Source organism: Lysinibacillus sp. FN11 (assembly GCF_024628845.1).
Taxonomy (GTDB): Bacteria; Bacillota; Bacilli; order Bacillales_A; family Planococcaceae; genus Lysinibacillus; species Lysinibacillus capsici.
Window position 1 is genome coordinate 1,866,601 of record NZ_CP102383.1, and the last position, 19,802, is coordinate 1,886,402.

At 36.4% G+C, this 19,802-nt stretch carries 18 protein-coding genes and 3 pseudogenes; 8 read left to right on the plus strand and 13 right to left on the minus strand.

Features of this window, described 5'->3' with window-relative positions; all coding sequences use genetic code 11:
* Nucleotides 1-116 precede the first annotated feature (116 nt).
* Together NP781_RS09980 and NP781_RS09985 are read right to left on the minus strand one after the other, a co-directional pair.
* Nucleotides 117-974 (minus strand): PhzF family phenazine biosynthesis protein, encoded by an 858-nt coding sequence (locus NP781_RS09980; protein ID WP_221682014.1) that lies wholly within the window; start codon nucleotides 972-974, stop codon nucleotides 117-119.
* Nucleotides 975-1,117: 143 nt separating this feature from the next.
* Complete coding sequence (locus NP781_RS09985) at nucleotides 1,118-2,326, minus strand: MFS transporter (protein WP_221682012.1); 1,209 nt, start codon at nucleotides 2,324-2,326, stop codon at nucleotides 1,118-1,120.
* A 133-nt stretch (nucleotides 2,327-2,459) separates the two neighbouring features.
* Here NP781_RS09985 and NP781_RS09990 point away from each other — a divergent pair, with 133 nt between their 5' ends.
* A complete protein-coding gene (locus tag NP781_RS09990; protein ID WP_221682010.1) occupies nucleotides 2,460-3,014 on the plus strand; it encodes a helix-turn-helix domain-containing protein in 555 nt (184 codons plus the stop codon).
* Between the two features lie 367 nt (nucleotides 3,015-3,381).
* Here NP781_RS09990 and qoxD read toward each other — a convergent pair whose 3' ends face one another.
* The 4 genes and pseudogenes from qoxD to qoxA form a co-directional block, all read right to left on the minus strand.
* Entirely contained in the window at nucleotides 3,382-3,666 is a 285-nt protein-coding gene (gene qoxD / locus NP781_RS09995; RefSeq protein ID WP_221682008.1) for a cytochrome aa3 quinol oxidase subunit IV, read from the minus strand.
* 1 nt (nucleotide 3,667) lies between these two features.
* Nucleotides 3,668-4,264: a cytochrome aa3 quinol oxidase subunit III gene (qoxC, locus tag NP781_RS10000; protein WP_221681998.1), complete on the minus strand. Its 597-nt coding sequence runs from the start codon at nucleotides 4,262-4,264 to the stop codon at nucleotides 3,668-3,670.
* Nucleotides 4,261-6,210: a cytochrome aa3 quinol oxidase subunit I gene (gene qoxB, locus NP781_RS10005; RefSeq protein WP_257522157.1), complete on the minus strand. Its 1,950-nt coding sequence runs from the start codon at nucleotides 6,208-6,210 to the stop codon at nucleotides 4,261-4,263. The genes qoxC and qoxB overlap by 4 nt, the downstream gene beginning before the upstream one ends.
* A 20-nt stretch (nucleotides 6,211-6,230) precedes the next feature.
* Nucleotides 6,231-7,120, minus strand: a pseudogene (gene qoxA, locus NP781_RS10010) (cytochrome aa3 quinol oxidase subunit II).
* 352 nt (nucleotides 7,121-7,472) lie between these two features.
* Here qoxA and NP781_RS10015 point away from each other — a divergent pair.
* Complete coding sequence (locus tag NP781_RS10015) at nucleotides 7,473-8,903, plus strand: MocR-like pyridoxine biosynthesis transcription factor PdxR (RefSeq protein ID WP_257522158.1); 1,431 nt, start codon at nucleotides 7,473-7,475, stop codon at nucleotides 8,901-8,903.
* 822 nt (nucleotides 8,904-9,725) lie between these two features.
* Here the strand turns inward: NP781_RS10015 and NP781_RS10020 are convergent.
* The 4 genes from NP781_RS10020 to NP781_RS10035 all read right to left on the minus strand — a co-directional run bounded on the left by NP781_RS10020 (nucleotide 9,726) and on the right by NP781_RS10035 (nucleotide 11,484).
* Nucleotides 9,726-10,157: a hypothetical protein gene (locus tag NP781_RS10020; RefSeq protein ID WP_257522159.1), complete on the minus strand. Its 432-nt coding sequence runs from the start codon at nucleotides 10,155-10,157 to the stop codon at nucleotides 9,726-9,728.
* 200 nt (nucleotides 10,158-10,357) lie between these two features.
* A complete protein-coding gene (locus NP781_RS10025) occupies nucleotides 10,358-10,801 on the minus strand; it encodes a hypothetical protein (RefSeq protein WP_257522160.1) in 444 nt (147 codons plus the stop codon).
* Nucleotides 10,786-10,989 carry a hypothetical protein gene (locus NP781_RS10030; RefSeq protein WP_257522161.1) on the minus strand — a complete coding sequence of 68 codons (204 nt, stop codon included), beginning with the start codon at nucleotides 10,987-10,989 and terminating at the stop codon, nucleotides 10,786-10,788. Before NP781_RS10030 ends, NP781_RS10025 begins: the two co-directional genes overlap by 16 nt.
* 249 nt (nucleotides 10,990-11,238) lie before the next feature.
* The gene (locus tag NP781_RS10035) at nucleotides 11,239-11,484 is read right to left on the minus strand and encodes a hypothetical protein (protein WP_257522162.1); all 246 of its coding nucleotides are present in this window, start codon (nucleotides 11,482-11,484) and stop codon (nucleotides 11,239-11,241) included.
* 300 nt (nucleotides 11,485-11,784) lie between these two features.
* On the opposite strand from NP781_RS10035, the gene NP781_RS10040 reads away from it, so the two are divergent.
* The 4 genes from NP781_RS10040 (at nucleotide 11,785) to NP781_RS10055 (ending at nucleotide 15,519) form a co-directional block, all read left to right on the plus strand.
* The gene (locus tag NP781_RS10040) at nucleotides 11,785-11,967 is read left to right on the plus strand and encodes a hypothetical protein (RefSeq protein ID WP_221681964.1); all 183 of its coding nucleotides are present in this window, start codon (nucleotides 11,785-11,787) and stop codon (nucleotides 11,965-11,967) included.
* Nucleotides 11,919-13,448 carry a DHA2 family efflux MFS transporter permease subunit gene (locus tag NP781_RS10045; protein ID WP_257522163.1) on the plus strand — a complete coding sequence of 510 codons (1,530 nt, stop codon included), beginning with the start codon at nucleotides 11,919-11,921 and terminating at the stop codon, nucleotides 13,446-13,448. The genes NP781_RS10040 and NP781_RS10045 overlap by 49 nt, the downstream gene beginning before the upstream one ends.
* A gap of 164 nt (nucleotides 13,449-13,612) precedes the next feature.
* Nucleotides 13,613-14,224, plus strand: coding sequence for a TetR/AcrR family transcriptional regulator (locus tag NP781_RS10050; RefSeq protein WP_257522164.1), 612 nt, complete (start codon nucleotides 13,613-13,615; stop codon nucleotides 14,222-14,224).
* A 5-nt stretch (nucleotides 14,225-14,229) separates the two neighbouring features.
* The gene (locus tag NP781_RS10055) at nucleotides 14,230-15,519 is read left to right on the plus strand and encodes an MDR family MFS transporter (RefSeq protein WP_257522165.1); all 1,290 of its coding nucleotides are present in this window, start codon (nucleotides 14,230-14,232) and stop codon (nucleotides 15,517-15,519) included.
* Nucleotides 15,520-15,707: 188 nt separating this feature from the next.
* Here NP781_RS10055 and NP781_RS10060 read toward each other — a convergent pair whose 3' ends face one another.
* Complete coding sequence (locus tag NP781_RS10060) at nucleotides 15,708-16,616, minus strand: C40 family peptidase (protein ID WP_257522166.1); 909 nt, start codon at nucleotides 16,614-16,616, stop codon at nucleotides 15,708-15,710.
* A 578-nt stretch (nucleotides 16,617-17,194) separates the two neighbouring features.
* Here NP781_RS10060 and NP781_RS10065 point away from each other — a divergent pair.
* Nucleotides 17,195-17,803, plus strand: coding sequence for a DUF4304 domain-containing protein (locus tag NP781_RS10065; protein WP_257522167.1), 609 nt, complete (start codon nucleotides 17,195-17,197; stop codon nucleotides 17,801-17,803).
* Nucleotides 17,804-17,850: 47 nt separating this feature from the next.
* Here the strand turns inward: NP781_RS10065 and NP781_RS10070 are convergent, their stop codons facing one another.
* A complete protein-coding gene (locus tag NP781_RS10070) occupies nucleotides 17,851-18,453 on the minus strand; it encodes a YczE/YyaS/YitT family protein (RefSeq protein ID WP_221681936.1) in 603 nt (200 codons plus the stop codon).
* A gap of 126 nt (nucleotides 18,454-18,579) precedes the next feature.
* Here NP781_RS10070 and NP781_RS10075 point away from each other — a divergent pair.
* Nucleotides 18,580-19,097 (plus strand): annotated as a pseudogene (locus NP781_RS10075) (GNAT family N-acetyltransferase).
* A 45-nt stretch (nucleotides 19,098-19,142) separates the two neighbouring features.
* On the opposite strand, the pseudogene NP781_RS10080 reads toward NP781_RS10075, so the two are convergent.
* Nucleotides 19,143-19,749, minus strand: a pseudogene (locus NP781_RS10080) (FMN-binding negative transcriptional regulator).
* Nucleotides 19,750-19,802 lie beyond the last annotated feature (53 nt).

Here is a 19,802-nt window from a genome sequence, read left to right on the forward strand (position 1 = left end):
CATTCATTGTAGACAAACACATTGTTCAATTAAATAATGTGTTTGTCTTTTTATCTATTGTTCTATTTTTAAATTAAAATTCAGAAAATCTACAGTCTGAGGTTGAGAAATTATTTTCACTCCATATTTTCTACTTTTAAATATTTAGTTTCACAGTAATAGCCTTTGCCGCCAACATAAACTTTCTCTATTTCATTCTTGCTATTGGTTGCTAGTTTAACTAATATTTCGGAAGGAGAGTGTAAAGAATAACCTTGTTCAAATACATAGACTTCTTTTTGCAAGTGGTGCTGTTCATAAAGATAGCAAGCTAATGCACCGTTAGAAGTGCCAGTCGCTGCTTCTTCATTGATGTCATATAGTGGAGCAAAATTTCTGCATATAATTCGATCGTCATTAAAAGTATACAGATGGGTCCCGACAACATGATAGTACTTGCTGATTTCTTTAATCTTTTCGAAATTAGGTTGCAGTGCATGTAATTGTGTTTCACTTATTATAGGAATTAAAATATCTTTTAAGCCCGTGGAGACAATTTGAATCGGGTATTTATTGTCTATAGCTTTACTATCAATACAGTCGATAAACTCGTTTGGAGATATAACATCATAAAATTTCGGTTTATTTTGTTCCATGAATATGATGTCATCTTTTATCGTAATAGTAAGAACACCGCTGTTTGTTTCAATTGTATAGCGATCCTTGAAAAGTTTATTTAAATGCATCAGTATCGTAAAAGAGCCAATTGTGGCATGACCACATAAATCAACCTCTTCTTTTGGTGTAAAATACTCAAATTTATAATCAGCCATTTCAGATGCTGATATAAATGCGGTTTCCGCATAGCCCAATTCTTTGGCTATCGCCATTTTTTGAGTAGTGGTCAATGTATGTTCATTCAATACCACTCCTGCTTTATTCCCGCCTTGATGATCCTTGCTAAAAGCACTTGCAACATAAACGGATATTTTCATAAAACATCTTCCTTCCTCATTTATAGTGAATTGTAGCATATAAAGAACTACGTAAAAATGTTGTTGGATAAATTTTTTAGCAACTAAAATCTCAAAAAATAGATTGTCTACTTTCTTTAAACACGGTTTTAATATTCCTTACCTCATCTATTAGGAAGTACGCGAATAGTAGCTGATTCCATCTTTGTTTTAACCTTTAACGTCAGCACCATGATAATGATGATGATCAATAATAAGGTGATAAGGGCAACGTCAAATGTATTCGTCATATCTTTGATGACACCAACAAGCATTGGAATGATACCACTAATGATATAGCCACCGAATTGAATCATCGCTGTCCATTCACTTGCCTCTTTTGGTGTAGTTGTAGCATCTAAAGGTAAAATCATTGCTAACGGGAATAAACCACCAGCACCGATCCCTGTTAACGTCGCACAGAAAATAGGCGAGATGCCGCCCAGAATTAACATCAAAATGCCAATAAAGGAGCTTGAAGCACACAGTAGCATCCAAGGCTTTCTCTTCACGCTGTTATTAATGATAATGGGAATAATAAAGCTACAAATCATTTGCATGACAGAAAAAATAGTTACCGTTGTTGCGGCGTAGGCATCATTATATCCCATATCCTGTACTTTTGGAGCGAGCCATGTCGCTAGGGAATAATAAACGCCAGATTGTAAACCGAACATGACCATAAGGAGCCAAACATATCGGTTTCCCCAAGGTAGTCGACTTTTTTGGCTTGCAGATTTCTCTAATGGCTCTTGAGATTGTTTGGATTTTTTGATAATTGGAATCCAAACAATAATACCCATAAGAGCGAATACCGACCATATTGCTAAAGCTGCGTTCCAGGATTGATGAAAAGCATGCATAGCAGGCACAACTAAACCAGCACTCAAAGACGCTCCAATTCCCATACCCGCAGAATATACACCAATCATCGTAGAAGAATATTTAGGAAATTCCTTTTTGATATAGCCTGAAATCAGTGGTCCTGTAATAGCAATACCTATCCCACTAAGAATAGCTGTTACTAATAAAAATAAAGGAAAAGTCGCCACTAACCGTAAAGCTGTTGATACACCAATTAATAAAACGGATAGCCCAATCGTCCATTCGATACCCCATCGTTCACTTAGCTTACCAGCCAATGGTGCAAAAATCCCCATACAAAATACGGGAAGTGCTGTTAATAAACTTACAACAACACTTGTCATCTGCAAATCCATTTGAATATTTTTCAATACTGGCGAGATAGATGTGATCGAAGCTCGTAAATTCATAGATAGTATAAACAAAGAAAAAACGCTCCAAATAATCGGAAAGTTTTTTGATTTCGCCATCACTGAAAACACCTCTTTTAGTTATTATTTGATATACTATAGTTAACTTTTAAATTTAAAAATAAACTATAATTAATCGATTTGTATACTATAATATACTATTTATGCAAAGTCAATGGGAGGGGTGTGCAGAATGCAGGAGGAACATATCGACTTATCTGGACAAGTTGGAGGAAATTTGCGAGAAATTCGAAAAAGCAAAAGGATGAGTTTAGAGGAACTGGCGAAAGTCAGCAATGTTAGTAAATTGACGTTAGGGAAAATCGAACGAGGGGAAACGAATCCGACTGTAAATATTCTTTGGAAAATTTGTAGAGGACTTAATATTCCGCTTGTCGCTTTACTATCTTTTGAGGAAAATATAGAGGTTCATCGTTTTGGCTCAGACTATCAATTCGTAGGTCATAATAACGACTGGTTTGTTGATCCATTATTCAAAACAAATGGGACTGAGTGGTTTAGAGGTCGTCTGGAACCGAATAGTGAATACAGCGAGTGTCACCTAGCAGGCTCCGAGGAAATTGTGCTTGTATTAAATGGGCAATTGGAGCTAAAGGTCGGAGAGAAAACCCATCAGCTAAACCAATGGGATGTCATTAAATTCAAGGGTGAAGAACTTCACACGTATATCAATCACTCGGATGAAAAAGTACATTTAATGCTGTCATTAACGTATACAACCCCATGATTGTTCAACAAAAATCCAGCAGAAGATGATACTATTTTGGGAGGAAAAAATAATTCTGATTATCGATTTCATCATTTATTATTTTCATGAATATCAAAAAAATCTTGTAAGAAACGAGGAAATCGATAAAATTGGCGTCATAAATGAAACAACATCCTCTATAATTATTGATAAAGGCAATTCTATATTAATACCATTCAACCAAGCTCAACCACGAATCACTTCATATCACAATTAATGAAAGTGGACTCTTACTTTGATTGTGAAAATTTCAAAGAATTGTTTACCCTCATTGTCTTTTGAATATCATGCGTTTCCATACAAAAATCATCCTTACTAAGTTAAAGTAAGGACGATTTTTTTCTATTCAGATATAACCCCAAATCATACATAATAATGTTCCGAAAATGGTAACGAGCGCAATGATTAAACCATAATAAATATTGGTATAGATAGCTGGTTTATCATTTGTTTCACCAGCATGCATAAAGACAACTAACTGCAAGCCTGCCTGAATAAATGCTGTGACTAATAAAATAGTCATGGTAATCGGAAAAGATAGATTGAAAAAATATACACATGCCGCAAGGATCGTAAGGATTATGGACACACCAAACCCCATGACTTGTTTCATCGGGAATAAATCATTCATGTTACACCATTCCTTTCAAGTAAATGAAGCTGAAAATAAAAATCCAGACCACATCTAAAAAGTGCCAGTATAAAGAGAAGATAAACGATTTATTGGCTGTTTCTGGTGTTAAGCCACGTTGGATGAGCTGATAGACGATGAACATTCCCCAGAATACCCCAAAGGTAACGTGTGCACCATGTGTTCCTAATGTTGTTAAAAGGGCAGCCGTAAAGGCACTCGTCTGTAAGCTCGCACCAACATGAATATAGTGCATAAACTCGTAAACTTCAAAACCAATAAAAACGACACCGAGTACTATTGTCAAAACATAGAAACCTATCATTGCTTTCGTGTAGCCCTTACGCATAGCATGTATACCTAAGCCAATGGTAAAGCTACTTGTTAAAAGAATAAACGTTTCAAATAAAACAGGTGTAATTTCAAAAATCTCCGCTCCTGTTGGACCATTCCCAGTACGGTCTACTAAAACAAAATAACCTGCGAATAATGTGCCGAAGAGCATAATTTCAGCACCAATAAACACCCAGAAGCCTAATATATTCAATTGATTTTGCTGAGTACTATATTCTAAAGGGAGTGATTGATCGATTTTCATAATTGACTACCTCGCAATTTCGATTCCGTTGCTTTCACTTTTTCGACAGGTACATAGTGTCCTGGATCTTTTTCCAATGAACGATGAGCCATGCAAATAAAAATACCAATGGTTGTGAGAATTGTCGGTATCCACATTCCGAAAACAAAGGAGAAGCCCCATGCAAAGAAAATACATCCTAATATAAAAGGCACACCGCTATTATTCGGCATATGAATCTTTTCATATGGCTCTGGGAACAGTTCATGCTGATGATATTTTGCATCCCATAACGCTTCCGTTGAAATCACATGTGGCACCTTGGCAAAATTATAGTAAGGCACAGGGCTTGGTGTAGCCCACTCTAACGTGCGAGCGTCCCATGGATCCGACCCAACATTCCTTGGTGAATAACGAATACTGTAGATAACATTGTAAACAATTAAGATAAAACCAATTGTTAAGCCAATTGCACCGATAAACGAAATCATATTCCATAATCCAAAGCCAGTGGAGGCAGAATAAGTGTACATACGTCGTGCTTGTCCATCTAAGCCAGAGACAAACATTGGCATAAAGGCTAGTAACGTACTGATAGCAATAATCCAAGCCGTCCACTTGCCGATTTTTTCATTCAACATAAAGCCAAACATTTTTGGCCAATAGTAATGTAAACCAGCTAGCATAGCAAAGACAACACCAGGAATAATTACCATATGGAAGTGGGCAACCAAGAACATTGTGTTATGGTATTGATAGTCAGCTGCTGACATGCCAAGCATTACACCCGTTACGCCACCTATTGTAAAAGTAGGAATAAATAACATGGAGTAAAGCATTGGCGTTGTAAAAACAATTTTTCCTTTCCACAGGGTGAATAACCAGTTAAAAATTTTAACACCAGTTGGAACGGCAATGGCCATCGTTGTAATCGAGAAAATACTATTTGTTAAAGCACCTTGTCCCATCGTAAAGAAATGATGTGTCCATACTAAAAACGAAAGGAAGGAAATGATCACCATGGAGCCGACCATTGATTTATAACCATAGAGATTTCGACCTGAAAAAGTAGAAATAATCTCACTGTAGATCCCAAAGGCAGGTAAAATCAGAATATAAACCTCAGGATGCCCCCAGACCCAGAAAAAGTTTGCCCACAGCATATCCATACCACCATCGGAAGTTGTGAAAAAATTAGTAGCAAATAGTCGGTCAAAAGTTCCCATCGTTAAGGCAACCGTTAAAACTGGAAAAGCAAAAACGATAATCACGTTTGCTACTAATGAAGACCACGTAAACATCGGCATTTTCATAAGCGTCATGCCTGGTGCTCTCATTTTAAGTATCGTCACAATCATATTAATACCAGTAATTAATGTGCCAAGACCTGAAATCTGTAAGGCAAATAAATAATAGTTTGTTCCTACAGATTGACTAAATTCATTATTTGCTAGAGGGAAATAATTCGTCCAGCCAGCATCAGGGGAGCCACCTATAACAAAGGATATATTTAGTAGCATAGCCCCCATGAAAAATAGCCAAAAGCTTAAAGCATTCAAACGTGGGAAAGCAACGTCTCTTGCACCGATTTGTAAGGGCACAATATAATTCATAAAGGCCATAATAAAAGGCATGGCCATAAAAATAATCATGACTGTTCCATGTGTTGTGAAGATTTCATTATAATGCTGCGCATCAAGTAATGTATTGTCAGGTACAGCCATTTGGGCGCGCATCATAATCGCATCTGCTCCACCACGGAAAAGCATCAGAAGGGCAGAAATTAGATACATAATACCAATACGTTTATGATCAACGGTTGTTAACCATTCACGCCAAAGGTAGCCCCATTTTTTAAAGTAGGTTAAGCCAACTATAACTGCTATCACCGTCAGTCCAATCGCAACCATCGATGCATAGATAGCTGGGCTTGGATGGGGTATAGCAAATCGTTCGAAGTACTCCATATGACTATGTCTCCTTTTAATTAATGATCGTTTTGTTGAGAAGCATGATCTTTAATGTGTGATGTGCCATGCTGATGTCCACCATTTTCACCCTCAGGGGCTGGCAGGAATGTTAAATGTGTACCCGTGTAGGTTGATTGGCCAACGTGTCCTGGTTCTAGCAACGTATTAAATTTTTCTTCTGTTAATGGTTCAGCTGTTGCTTTTACTTCCTTCACCCAATCATCAAACTCATCCTGAGTCACTGCTGTTACGTTAAACGTATTTTCAGCGAACCCTTTACCATTAAAGTTTGCATTTCTCCCCATATACTCCCAGGTAGATCCGCAGCCAGATGCAATGTATTCACCATATCGGCCATTGCATATTTTTGACCACCCAGTTGAGGAATCCAGAAACTTGTAATCGGTCCGTAAGAATAAAGTTTAAATTCGATAGGACGCTCTGCAGGAATATACAAATAATTTACCGTTTCAATATCTTCTTCTGGATAGCTAAAATGCCATTTCCAGTTCGATGTTGAAGCATAAATAATTAACGGCTCTTCCTGTTTGTATTTCTCTGGTGTAGATTCCACCTTATAGTTACTTTCAACAGAAATAAAGGATAGGTACACTACAATTAGAACGGGTATACCTACACAAATGATTTCCACCTTTGTACTCCCCTTAATGTGGGGAGGCTTATAGTCAGGGCTTTGCTTAGATGCACGAAATTTCACTAACATATAAGCTAACAACACAAAAACAATGAGTATGATAAAGGACATAATCCCTATCGAGAGCATAATATCTTTGGCTTGCACTTGAGCTTGAGGTCCTTTTGGATCTAATACTAACAATGGGTCACAGCCTGTTAGCATTGTGACAATAGTGGAAAGACCAATTAATCTGAGCCAACTTTTTTTCATAAACAAACCCCTTTAACTATTTCATTGAAGTGCTATAGGCTACTACGGGTTTGTATGGAATTCGATTCACAATTGATTTTTATAATAGGGGCACTTCTTTTGAAAGACAAGGCGTTTTCCAAGATAACACAGAATGTTCTCAAACGAGAAAAATAATTTCAGTATAATTTTATAGAGGGAAATGCGCATCAAGTAAGGGCTTTCATCAATTAGAATGGATTGAAATTGAAAGTGGATGGTGAAAGTAATAAGGAAATGGATGGTTAGCTTCAAATATTGTTATAGTATGATTGTCTTTTTAGCTTATTTACTAGAGCTAAGAAAGGATAAGGCATAACCGAGGTGAATAAACATGGATTGGAAACCTGATCGAACAGTAAAAAAAGCGATTTATAAGCAGCTCGCAGAATACATTGAGAAGGGTATTGCAGATGGAACATTCCCGCCCGATAAACCCTTACCATCTGAGCGCTATTTAGCAAACGCTTTGAGTGTAAACAGAAGTACGGTAGTGAGTGCATACGATGAATTGGAAGCAATGGGGCTGATTGAACGGAATCGTGGAAGTGGCACAACCATTAGTAAAGACATCTGGGGCATCACGAGGAAACGGATTCCTAGCTGGAATCGCTATATTGAGGCAGGTTCCTTTTTACCGAACCTTCCTGTTACCCAAAAAATTAGAAAAGAGGCTATTGAGCATAAATTAATTAATCTAGCTACTGGCGAATTATCAGAGGATCTTTTTCCAAAAAGCGCCTTGAGAGAGATTACCGCAACGCGTTCATTTATCGGTAGTCTTGGGTATGATCATCCTTTAGGGAGTGACATATTACGGACAACCCTTACACGGCATATTAAAAACAGCAGGGGAATTGAGACAAAGCCGTCCTCCATACTGATTACATCAGGAGCACAGCAAGCCCTACATTTGATTGTCCAATGCCTGTTAAAGCCTGGAGATGCAGTCGCCATAGAAGATCCTTCTTACAACTTTAATCTGCCTATCTTTAAAACAGCAGGCTTACAAATCCATTATCTTCCTGTCAACAAGGATGGCATTAAACCGGATGATTTGCAAGTATTATATAAAAAACATCGAATTAAAATGATTTTTCTAAATCCTGATTTTCATAATCCAACAGGGTCTTCCTTAGATTTGAAGAAAAGAGAAGCTATTCTAGACATATCCTCTAAACTAGGTATACCAGTAGTAGAAGATGACCCCTATAGCCTAACAGCTTTTTCGGGGGATAAAATGCCTACGCTTAAATCGCTCGATAAGAACGGGAATGTTTTATATATTAGCTCTTTGTCCAAAATTGTTGCCTCAGGCTTACGAATCGGATGGATTGTTGGTCCTACATCTGTAATTGAACGACTATCCGATGCCAAGCAACAAATTGACTTTGGGCATTCTAGTTTCACACAATGGATCGCCAATGATTTTTTAGAGTCCCCTAATTTTAATTTGCATATTAAGCATTTAGTGAAGGAATTAGAAACACGACGAGATAGCATTGTACAGAGCCTCGATATGTATTTAAAGGACATAGTGACGTTTTCCATTCCACAAGGTGGGATTCATTTATGGTGTCATGTTCTCAAGGGATATAACGAAACGCAATTACTTGAGGAATCCATTAAGCGAGGCGTCATTTATGTTCCTGGATCTACGATGGGCTCCAAAAAGGGTTTTGTACGCTTCACTTACGCCAGAGAGGATGTTCATTCAATCAATGAGGGGATTAAAAGGTTTGCACAAGCTCTAAATAGCTTCTAGTAATTTTGTAAATTATAGCCAAGTGGATGGCTGAGAAAGTGCTTAAGTGGATGGTTTAAATTCGTTAGAAAGTATTTAAGATAGAGTCATGGATAACAACTATCCATCAAGGCTAACTACTATCATGGCAGTGTGGATGGATTCACAATTATTCACACAAGTAATGAAATCTGTAAATTGGGAAGGTGATAGAGAAACCTTGACTGCTATGCCGAGGACGTTAGGGAAGAGGTAGATCGCTAATGCTAGTAGGTGAATGCTTCACAGAGGTTATTGGAAAAAATCGCTAGAGCCCACTTTTAATAAAGAGGTTATAACATTCACAACACCGATTGTTAAAGTTGTCTGAAAGCTTTACCTGTTCGACCAATTTCATTTTTAGCTTTAGCTGCTGATGAAAAAAACCAAGGCAGTCACTACTTATTATATTTTAAGGCCAACGAGAATATAGAAAGGATATAGGTACTCCTTATATATTCAATTAAAACTAGTTAAAAGCATCACTTAGCCACCTAGCTCTGCAATACCGTCAGCTCGCTAGGTGGCTGGCTGCTTTTATAGAAAGATTGAGAAAATAGTTAAGTAATAATATCTGATTATAAAAGTTTCGTGATCACTCAGTTAGTGGTGATGATATACAATATTATTTTTTAGTTACTATATTAATGCCTGCACTTGCAGTACCTATTACATTAACTGGTAGATTCACTGTTATTGAAGGAATATAAAAAACTATTAATAAACAATCACCTATCGATATAGGTAAGGGTGAAATATTACCTGATGCGAAAGCTATTTTTCCTAAGGTTACAATCGGTAATGTTATGGGGGAGTCAAATCAATAAAGGCACTTGTACCAGTGAAAATATTACTTCCAACGGGTGCATGAAAAATTTGAGCACGGATTGTAACAGTTCCTTCTACTAAAGGTAATGATCCTAATGGAGAAAATGACGCTGAGATAGCTGTAATGTTACCATTACAAGGAACTGCGAAGGCTTCACTTGTGTTTCCATCTATGTTAATGACATTATTTATAATAGAAACGGTATTTGCAGTACCGAACCCTATGCTACTTGCGAGTCCAACTAGAGCTTGAATATGTGATGTTGAATTTCCGCTTGAGAATGCAATTATAGTGCTGTCAGTGGTAGAAGAAGGGTTTAAACAGCTGGTTTCTGTAGCCACAAATGGTCCTGATTGATCGCATGCTCTAAATGTTGACAAACTACTATTATATCGACAATTATCCATACAAGAACTTATCCCCTTTCTATTTATAATATGTAGTAAAGAGTATTAGGCATGAACAATAACCTTATGTATGGGTATTTAATGTGAGTAAAAACACTTTCAAATGGTTCACAAATGAACTACATATAATATAGATAAGGAAGATCACTTTGAGCGACAAGTGATCCTTCTTTTTTATACGTCCATAAGGAATACAGGTTTTAGTCATCGCATGTATATTTAAATTCCGGATTAGTCTGAATAAAATATCCACTTCTAACTTGCCCTGCCCAATTCTGTAGTGCTTCTTTCCACGCTACACTTTCAAAAAACTCATCTACTGTTGTTGTTTCAGAAAACCAAATTAATGGTGTGAAGGGTGCAAGTGGTCCCGCATCACCCCAAATCCCCCCAGCTTTAATCGTACTTTGTTTCACAAGAAGCAAGGGGAGCCCGTGTTGAAAAGACATGGAAGGTTCTATTTGCATGAAAGGTGAATAGGGTTCTAATTGATCCGTACGACGTGTTGGCTTTAAAAGGGCAGCTATAGTTCCGTAACTAGAGTTTACAATTCTACGTACATTTTCTAAAGTGGTGTTAGGATACTGGTCTGTATTGGGTAGTGTTCTAGGGAAAAGAAGAACCTCTTTTATTTCATTAAACATACGAATAATGAATCGCTGCTCTTGTGATAATGGTGGTTGCGATGGCCCCAGAGTAAATAGGTTCTGATGGCTAAAAAAATAGGTATACGGAAAAAAGCACTCGCTGCTTCATTGAAATCATCAACAGCTTTATAAAACTGATCTATTTCATTATTAGTAGCATTTTTTCTAGTTTTATTCTCACTCAATTTTTTATCACCTCCTCACGATAACTTATTCATAAGTTGGAAGGGAGGTTTGTGTTTACATACAAAGTTCACTATTCATTTTTGTATTCATGAATCATTTTAAATAGATATTTATTTCTAGGATTATATATTTTTTATGAAAAAATAAAATGAAACTAATTATTCGTCTGTTCAACATTTTTATTTCAGAAAAATCTTTACCTGCACATTTATGGTTCTTATGAATAATAATGAAAGATGACTGAGCACCTATTTTTCCATGTTGTAAACACCACAGAATAAAAGTGCACTTTTTAACTGTTTCTTATCAACAAAAGTTTGAATATCCATTGATTTTGCTAGTGCTTCATTAGTTATTATCGCCTTTATTCGACTGGCAATTTGAGTCCCTGCTGAATCACCGTCAATAAATAATTGATTTGAGACATTGGCCTGTAAATATTTGAGCGCCTGGTTAGCTTGTATAATTGGTCCTAGATATTGCGGTGGAAACAATAGTGTTTCGCGTAGTCACTGCTACTTACAAAAAGTCACCCCTACTATTTACGAATTAACAAGGGAAGGATTATTTATAAAAATAACGACAACAAAAAAGTCGCATTCCAAGAGTTCAGGAATCGACTTTTTGTGAAAAAATTATGTAAAATACATTGAAATGTGAATAGTCTTGTGATAAATTTATAGAGATAGACACTGTATAATTATTACACCGCGCATTATCCCTATTTTAATTATACAATACAATCTATAGTGTCGTCAACAATTTTAATTTTAATTTTTTGAGGGGTGGGTGCGATGAAATTAACAGGGGCAAAACAGCAGATTGGGGGAACAAACAACGAAGAAGCTCCATTCTTTGAGACAATCAAATGGCTTCCTAAACATGTGAATGAAATTGAAAAAGATAAAGAAAGTAGGACTGATACTATATGTCAGAGAAAACCATTTCAGTTGAGACAAAAGCGCCATATGGCATGATTGCCATTTTATTTATCGGGGCCTTTGTTGCTATTTTAAATGAGACCTTACTCAACATTGCACTACCAGCCATTATGGACGAATTCGATGTGAAAGCCACTGCAGTACAATGGCTTTCAACAGGCTATATGCTAATTAACGGTATTTTAATTCCTGCCAGCGCGTTCTTCATTCAACGATTTACGGATAAAAAATTATTTATTACAGCGATGGCTCTGTTTACATTAGGTACATTTCTAGCTAGTATTGCACCTGCATTTGGTGTGTTATTAGCAGCACGTATGATACAAGCTGCAGGCTCAGCGATCATGATGCCTTTATTAATGAATGTTATGCTGACAGCATTCCCTGTAGAAAAACGAGGAGCTGCAATGGGGATGTTCGGTCTTGTGATGATTACAGCTCCAGCGATCGGCCCGACGCTTTCTGGTTGGATAATCGAGCATTATAGCTGGAGAATGTTATTTGACCTTGTGCTACCAATTGCCATTTTAACTTTAATTTTTGCAGCCTTTAAATTAAAGGATGTAACACCACAACGTGCGATTAAGCTCGATGTGATTTCTCTTATTCTATCAAGCATTGGTTTTGGCGGCTTGCTTTATGGCTTTAGTTCCGCAGGTGAAAAAGGATGGGATCATATCCTTGTATATGGAACTATTATTATTGGGACGATTGCATTAATTACCTTTACCCTTCGTCAGCTACGAATGGATGAGCCCATGCTTGAGTTTCGTATTTTCAAATATCCAATGTTTGCCTTATCCTCAGCCATCTCCATCGTTATTTCGGTAGCGATGTTCTCGGCGATGATTTTAATGCCTATTTACGTACAAACCATTCGTGGTATTTCACCAATGGATTCAGGTCTGCTAATGCTACCTGGTGCCATTGTGATGGGAATTATGTCGCCGATTACAGGGAAGCTCTTTGATAAATACGGGGCAAGAAGCTTGGCTGTATTTGGCTTAATCATTACCATTGTAACGACGTATTACTTCAGTAAAATTAGCATGGATACAGCTTATTCTACATTGGTGCTGCTGTATACATTACGTATGTTTGGGATGTCTATGGTAATGATGCCTGTGATGACAAACGGTTTAAATCAGCTACCAGCACACAATAATCCACACGGTACAGCTATGAACAACACATTACAGCAGGTTTCTGGTGCGATTGGTTCTGCGGTGCTGATTACGATTATGAACAATAAAACAACTGCCAAGGCAGAGGAATTGACTGCAGGTGCGATGAACAATATGAGTGCCAATGCAGCACAGGCTACGACACAATCTGCCAGCGAAGTAAAACAGCAAATCTTAAACGAAGCCATGCTGCATGGCATCAATTATACGTTCTTCCTTTCCACATTGATTGCGGCCATCGCACTCATACTTGCCTTCTTTATAAAGCGAGTTAAGCCTAACGATGATAATCTCACAGGTGGGGAAGTTGCTGGAAAACAGGTAGAGGAATAATGAAAAGATGAAAAAACAGGCGTTGCTTATGCTGAGCAACGTCTGTTTTTAATACAAAGAACTTTAAGAATATGAAAATAAATCCAAAAATTAAATTGACATAGGAAACAACTTACAATACAATTTGATTGATTCATCAATCATTTTTTTGAAGGAGTTTTGAAATGGAATCTAAACTTACTATTAATGAAAAAAAGAAAATAAAACGATCCACTATTCTAAACGCTGCAATCAAATTATACAGCGAAAATGGTTTTGCAGAGACAAAGGTGGCAGAAATAGCAAAAGAAGCAGGTGTTAGTTTTGGAACAGTATTTACATATTTTGAATCGAAAGAAGCACTTTATGAAGCAGCGATTTTAGAACCATTGGAGGAAATTAAAACATATTTTATCGAGATAGAAAAACACTTTAAAGGCGAGCCTCTTGATATTGTGAGAAAAATGATAGATTGCCATGTACAACTTTTTTCAATGAAAAGTGAATTTCTACGATTAATTCAGCAGGTTCTAGCAAGACCTGATCGATATCCAAAACTCTTTAATGAATTAAACGATTTCGTCAACGGTTTTATTGTTAGTATTCATCCTGTTATAGAAGCAGGACAAAAGCAAGGTTATTTTTATGAAGAAAATACATCCTTAATTGCCGAGTCATACCTATCCATCTTAAATGGAATGCGTTTAACGTTTATCGATGAGTATACAAATTTGATGTGGAAAGATATAACGAGACAGGCTTTGAGGTTATTCGGTCCTATCACTAAAAAGGGGTGAGTAGTATGAAACTAAAGGATATCCATCCTAATGTCAAACTTCGTTTAGCAATGCAATTTATAGGCAGCCTTATGTCCATGGCTGTTATACCCTTTTTAGCAATCTATTTTTCTCAAAAAATAGGAGCTACTCAAACAGGAATTATACTTATCACCATTGTGATAAGTGGTGTCATTGGTGGTTTAATCGGCGGTCACATTTCAGACAGAATAGGTCGAAAAAAAATAATGATTTATGCTGAAATAGGTTTATTACTTTCGTATCTGTTTATCACTCTTTGTAATTCACCTTGGTTCGATTCACCATATCTTTCTGCTGGCTTCTTTATTATTAATATGTTTTGGGGAGGCATGTTTCAGCCCGCAGCACAAGCTATGATTATTGATGTAACTAATTCTGAATCCAGAAAGCTTGTTTTTACAATTAGCTATTGGTTAGGGAATTTAGCAACTGCTATTGGCGGAATCATTGGCGCATTTCTCTTCAAAAATTACTTATTTGAATTATTTATCGGAATATCATTTATCTCTTTGCTATCTGTATTAATGACCATTTTTTTAATTACGGAAACCTACATACCCGAAGAACCTGCTAAACCATCAAATCAAAAACAAAATTGGGCATTAAAAGAAATGTTCTATAGTTTTTCTACCGTTTTAAAAGATAAATTGTTTATGTTTTACATTATAGGAGGGGTCTTAATCCTTTCATTGGAACAGTCTTTAACAAACTATATTGGCATTCGTCTCGAAAAAGAAATACCTCATCAACTATCTACATTCTTCAATATAGATTTCATGCTTGATGGCACAAAGATGTTAGGCTTTCTACGCACAGAGAACACCATTCTTGTGGTTCTCTTATCCAGTGTTATATTATTCGCCTTTAAAAAATGGCGTGATCGCTGGACGCTAGTTACAGGCATGCTGATCTTTTCGATATGCTTTAGTATTTTTGCTTTTACAAATAATATGTTAATTCTTTTCATCGCTATGTTTATTGGAACAATCGGTGAACTGATGTATGTTCCGATAAAGCAGGCAATGCTAGGCGAAATTGCACCACCCAACGCTCGGAGTACCTATATGGCTTTTAATAGCATGACCCTCTATGGAGCAATGGTAGTTTCTTCACTGCTAATCATCATAGGGGAGTGGATTCCACCTATTTATATGGGAGGCTTACTTCTTCTACTAGGATTAACTGGTACATTTTTGTACTATATAGTTACAAAAACACTAGATTTGAGAGTCAGTGAGAAAAATGAAAGTCAAGTACCTGTTTCTCAACTTTAATTTCGTTTGAATAAATTTGAAAAAAACTTACTAACAGAGTCCAAAATAATTTACATGAAAATCCTAGTTGATTAGTCAGTACAATTCGTACTGGCTTTTCTATATGGTAGTGGGGGAGTATAAAATGCCATTTCCTAGTAAGAATAAAAAAGGCATTTCATCCATAGATGAAATACCTATTCTAGTAGTTATTGAGCTAATCGTTGGATAAAGGCTTCTAATTGGATCAATGTGACATTGTCGTTCACTCCGAATGTGCCGTCACCTTTACCTACGGTTACTTTATTCGAAGCAAGGATCGCTACATAATTATTTGCCCAATGTGAGCCTGGAACATCAATAAATTGTTCAGCTGTTCCTTGCTGTGTTAAATGAAATGCTTCCACTAAGACTTTAGATAGTTGCCCACGTGTCATTGGAGAACCAGGATTGAATTTTCCATTATCATCACCCGTAAAAACGCCAATTTTTTTAAGTGCCTCTGCAGCACCTGCATATTTCGATGATGGCTTAATATCTGGGAAACTTGAATTCGTATTACTCGTATCTAAATGTAATTTATTGGCTAATCGAAGAGCTACCTCTCCACGCGATGCATAAATGCTAAAGTCAATTTCCGCATCTTTTACTTCTCCATAATCAGAGAAGTTGGCAATACGTTTTGCCCCTACATAACGTGAACCCCAATAGTATGGGTCATTCACTGTATCTACCTTAACCCCAGAACTTGTAGTAGCTGAGATAAAATTATTGTCACCTATGTATATACCAACGTGTGAAACACCGCTTCCAGAAGTATTAAAAAATACGAGATCACCCGTTTTTAAATTGTCTTTTGAAATTGAAGTACCTTGCTGGTATTGAGCTTTAGATGTACGTTCTAATGAAATGCCTAGCTTAGAAAAAACTAATTGTGTATATGCTGAGCAATCCACACCTGTCTTAATATCCGTTCCTCCATATTTATAAGGAGCTCCAATATATGCTTTGGCTGTATTTGTTATATCTGCTATTGTTGCCGCTTTCGCATCATGAATACCCATACCTGTAAAGAACATAAACGATGCGAAAATGGGTAGTAACCATTTTTTCTTCAAATCAATCTTACTCCTTTCAAAAAGCTTTCGCCTTTGAACTAAAGTAAGAATAGCATGAAATAGGGTAGAGTTATTTTTCAATAATATTACCGATTACCCCTAAACACCAAAATTGAAACCTTAATTTTAATTGTGTAAAACTTTTGCAATAATAATGGGCAATTTTACTAAAAATATATGAAATTAATGGTTTTATAGGGACATAAGTGTTAATTTAAATGTTTTATCCAATTGAAAAACCGATATTTTAATAGTAACTTTCCAGCTATTTAAATCATTATTAAGTGTTTCTCACGTTATGGCACTAAGGATGGTGGTAGAAAATTCTATTTATCAACGTATCTTCCATTTTATCTCTTTAAGGAATTTATACAGCCTTAGACATGTGGACATGCGCTGCTTTTTATGTAGCTCCAGTATCTTCAAAGTCATTTATTGCTAAATAGGAATGGTTAGCCTTAATGTATGTCTTTTTGATCAATGGATACGTTAAACTATAATAAAAATAATAAAGAAACATACGAGAGTGATAGAGATATTAAAATCGAATGAATACTAAACGAGAAGGAGGCACTCCATTGCAGCAAATTTTTAATGAATTAATAAAACAGGACATCAAGCCATTTCTAATCAAGCTAGGCTACAAAAAGAAAGGATTGAACTTCTATCAAACAACTGAAAATCTTATCTATCTCATCAATTTTCAAAAATCCTCTGGTAATACAGCCGACACTCTGATGTTTTATGTGAATTGTGGGATATATGCAGCTGAGCTGGCACAGCTACAATCAAGAGAGTGTGTGACAGCACCCAAAGAAGCAGAATGCCACTTTCGAGCAAGGATTAGCTCCATTGTCGAAGATGCACCTGATCGATTTTCCATCACAGCCACTACAAATTTGGACGAATTAACCAACATATTGCTGCTGGGGTTAGAGGAGGTTCATAATTTCTATGAAACGATGACTTCCGCAAGATCCCTTGTTGATTATTATATAGCAGGGCCATTTTTGCACTTGGGCGAAGAAAGTTTTCATTTGTTATTACAAGCCAATGATGTAACAACAGCAAAGCTCTACTACAATGCATTGCAGAAAAAGCATGGAACCGAACAGAGGTGGTCCATTTTCAAAAATAAATACCAAGCCATTTTCAATCAATACGGTGTGGAACTTGGGGAAAATTAGGCATCAAAACCAGAACTCATTCTTGAACGAGTATCTGGTTTTATATTTTAGGAGTTGTTCAGTATATTATCTAGTATTCTTCCAGTTATCGGCATAAAAAAATGGAGGATATAACCACCTAAGCAAACTGTTAATAATGTACCGACACCGATGGGGCCATTAAAAATGATAGCTAACATTAAAAATAAAATATAAATAAGGGTTCTTGAGAAGAAAACCGTTTTTCTTGTTAATTCTTTGATGATCAAAGTAAGTCGATCTACAGGAATTGGTGCAAAATTTGTATGTAAATAAGTTGCCGTTCCTAACCCAACTATAACTAATCCAGTAGTAAAACAGACAGCTTGGCTAAACAAAATATCTGGTGATACTACATCGTGTAATAAAAATAACCATATATCAATCCCTATGCCAGTGATCAATGCGGTGATCAACCCTAAAATTTCAGGCCTTTTTCTAGCTAATAGGGAATTACTACCTATTAATAGGAGAGCTAAGAGGATTTCCCAACTACCTACAGTTAGCCCCACATTTTTAGATAATCCTACTAGAAGCGCATCGAAAGGTGATGTACCGAGTTTAGATTGAATCGTGAGCGAAATACCTAGCGTTAAAATTAAAATGCCCACTACATAAAAGACATATTTCAACTAAAAGACCCCCTTCTACTATTTTTATTGCAAATACAACAAAATTGCGTTAAATTGACTATATACTCTTTTTATTGCATTTGCAATATAAATTCTAGGAAGAGTTACGACAAAGGAGTGGAATCAATGTCTGTTAAATTAGAGAAGTGTGAGCACGCAGATTTAAAACAGCTTCAAGCAATAAGTATTGAAACATTTAATGATACATTTAAAGATCAGAACTCCCCGAAAATATGAAGGCTTATTTAGAGCGTGCCTTTCATGAGCAACAGCTAGAGAAGGAATTGGCCAATTTGGATTCAGCGTTCTATTTTATCTATTATGAGGAAGAAATAGCTGGTTATTTAAAAGTAAATGTCAATGAAGCACAATCGGAACTAATGGGGGATGAGTCATTAGAGGTGGAGAGAATTTATGTTCGACATCAATATCAAGGAAAAGGGCTTGGCAAATACCTTATGAATAAAGCAATAGAGGAGGCTGTAGCTCAAAATAAAAAAAGCATTTGGCTAGGGGTTTGGGAGAAAAATGACAGTGCCATCGGTTTTTATCAGAAAATAGGCTTTGTCCAAACAGGCGCCCATTCTTTTTATATGGGTGACGAAGAACAAATTGATCTTATCATGACGAAAACACTTGCCTAAATGTTATGGCAGAAACGTTGATTCACAACATTTCTGCCTGCTATTTTAATGGCTTCTATTTTTCTTCATCGCCTCAGCCACCGCATCAGCATGTGGATTTTCCTCTTTATAAAGTTCCTTTATTATATTGGCGTAATCACTAGCATTTCGATTTTGACTTAATTTATAGGCTGCCTGCACTTCTTCCACCTTTATTTTAAACCCCTTTATTCCTTTCATTTCTTGCTGCAAAAGCTCAGGAGATAGTTTATCCCACAACACAGGATTTTCACGGAATGACTCATATTTTTCAAGTAAGCTAGTCAAATCTTGTTCTAAAGCTATTCCTTCAATCAGACTTGCCTTTCCATATACATGGACAGCTTGATAATTCCAGGTTGGCACATTTTCATGCTCATACCAAGAGCAAGAGATATAGGCATGTGGACCATTAAATATCACGAGAATCCTCAAAGGTCTTCCATAAAGGGTTACCATAGGCTAAGTGACCAGTCAAATAATAGTCATTCTCGATTTTTTTCAGCAACACGGGTATATGAGCTGCAATTGGCTTACCTTTTCTTATTGAAACGATTGTTGCGAAGGAATTATGTTGAATAAATTCTTTGATTTCTTCTAAATCCGATACTTTGTAATACTTAGGAACATACATGGAAATCTCTCCTTATACATAAAATCATCGCGAGTTTTTTGAATAAAAAAATA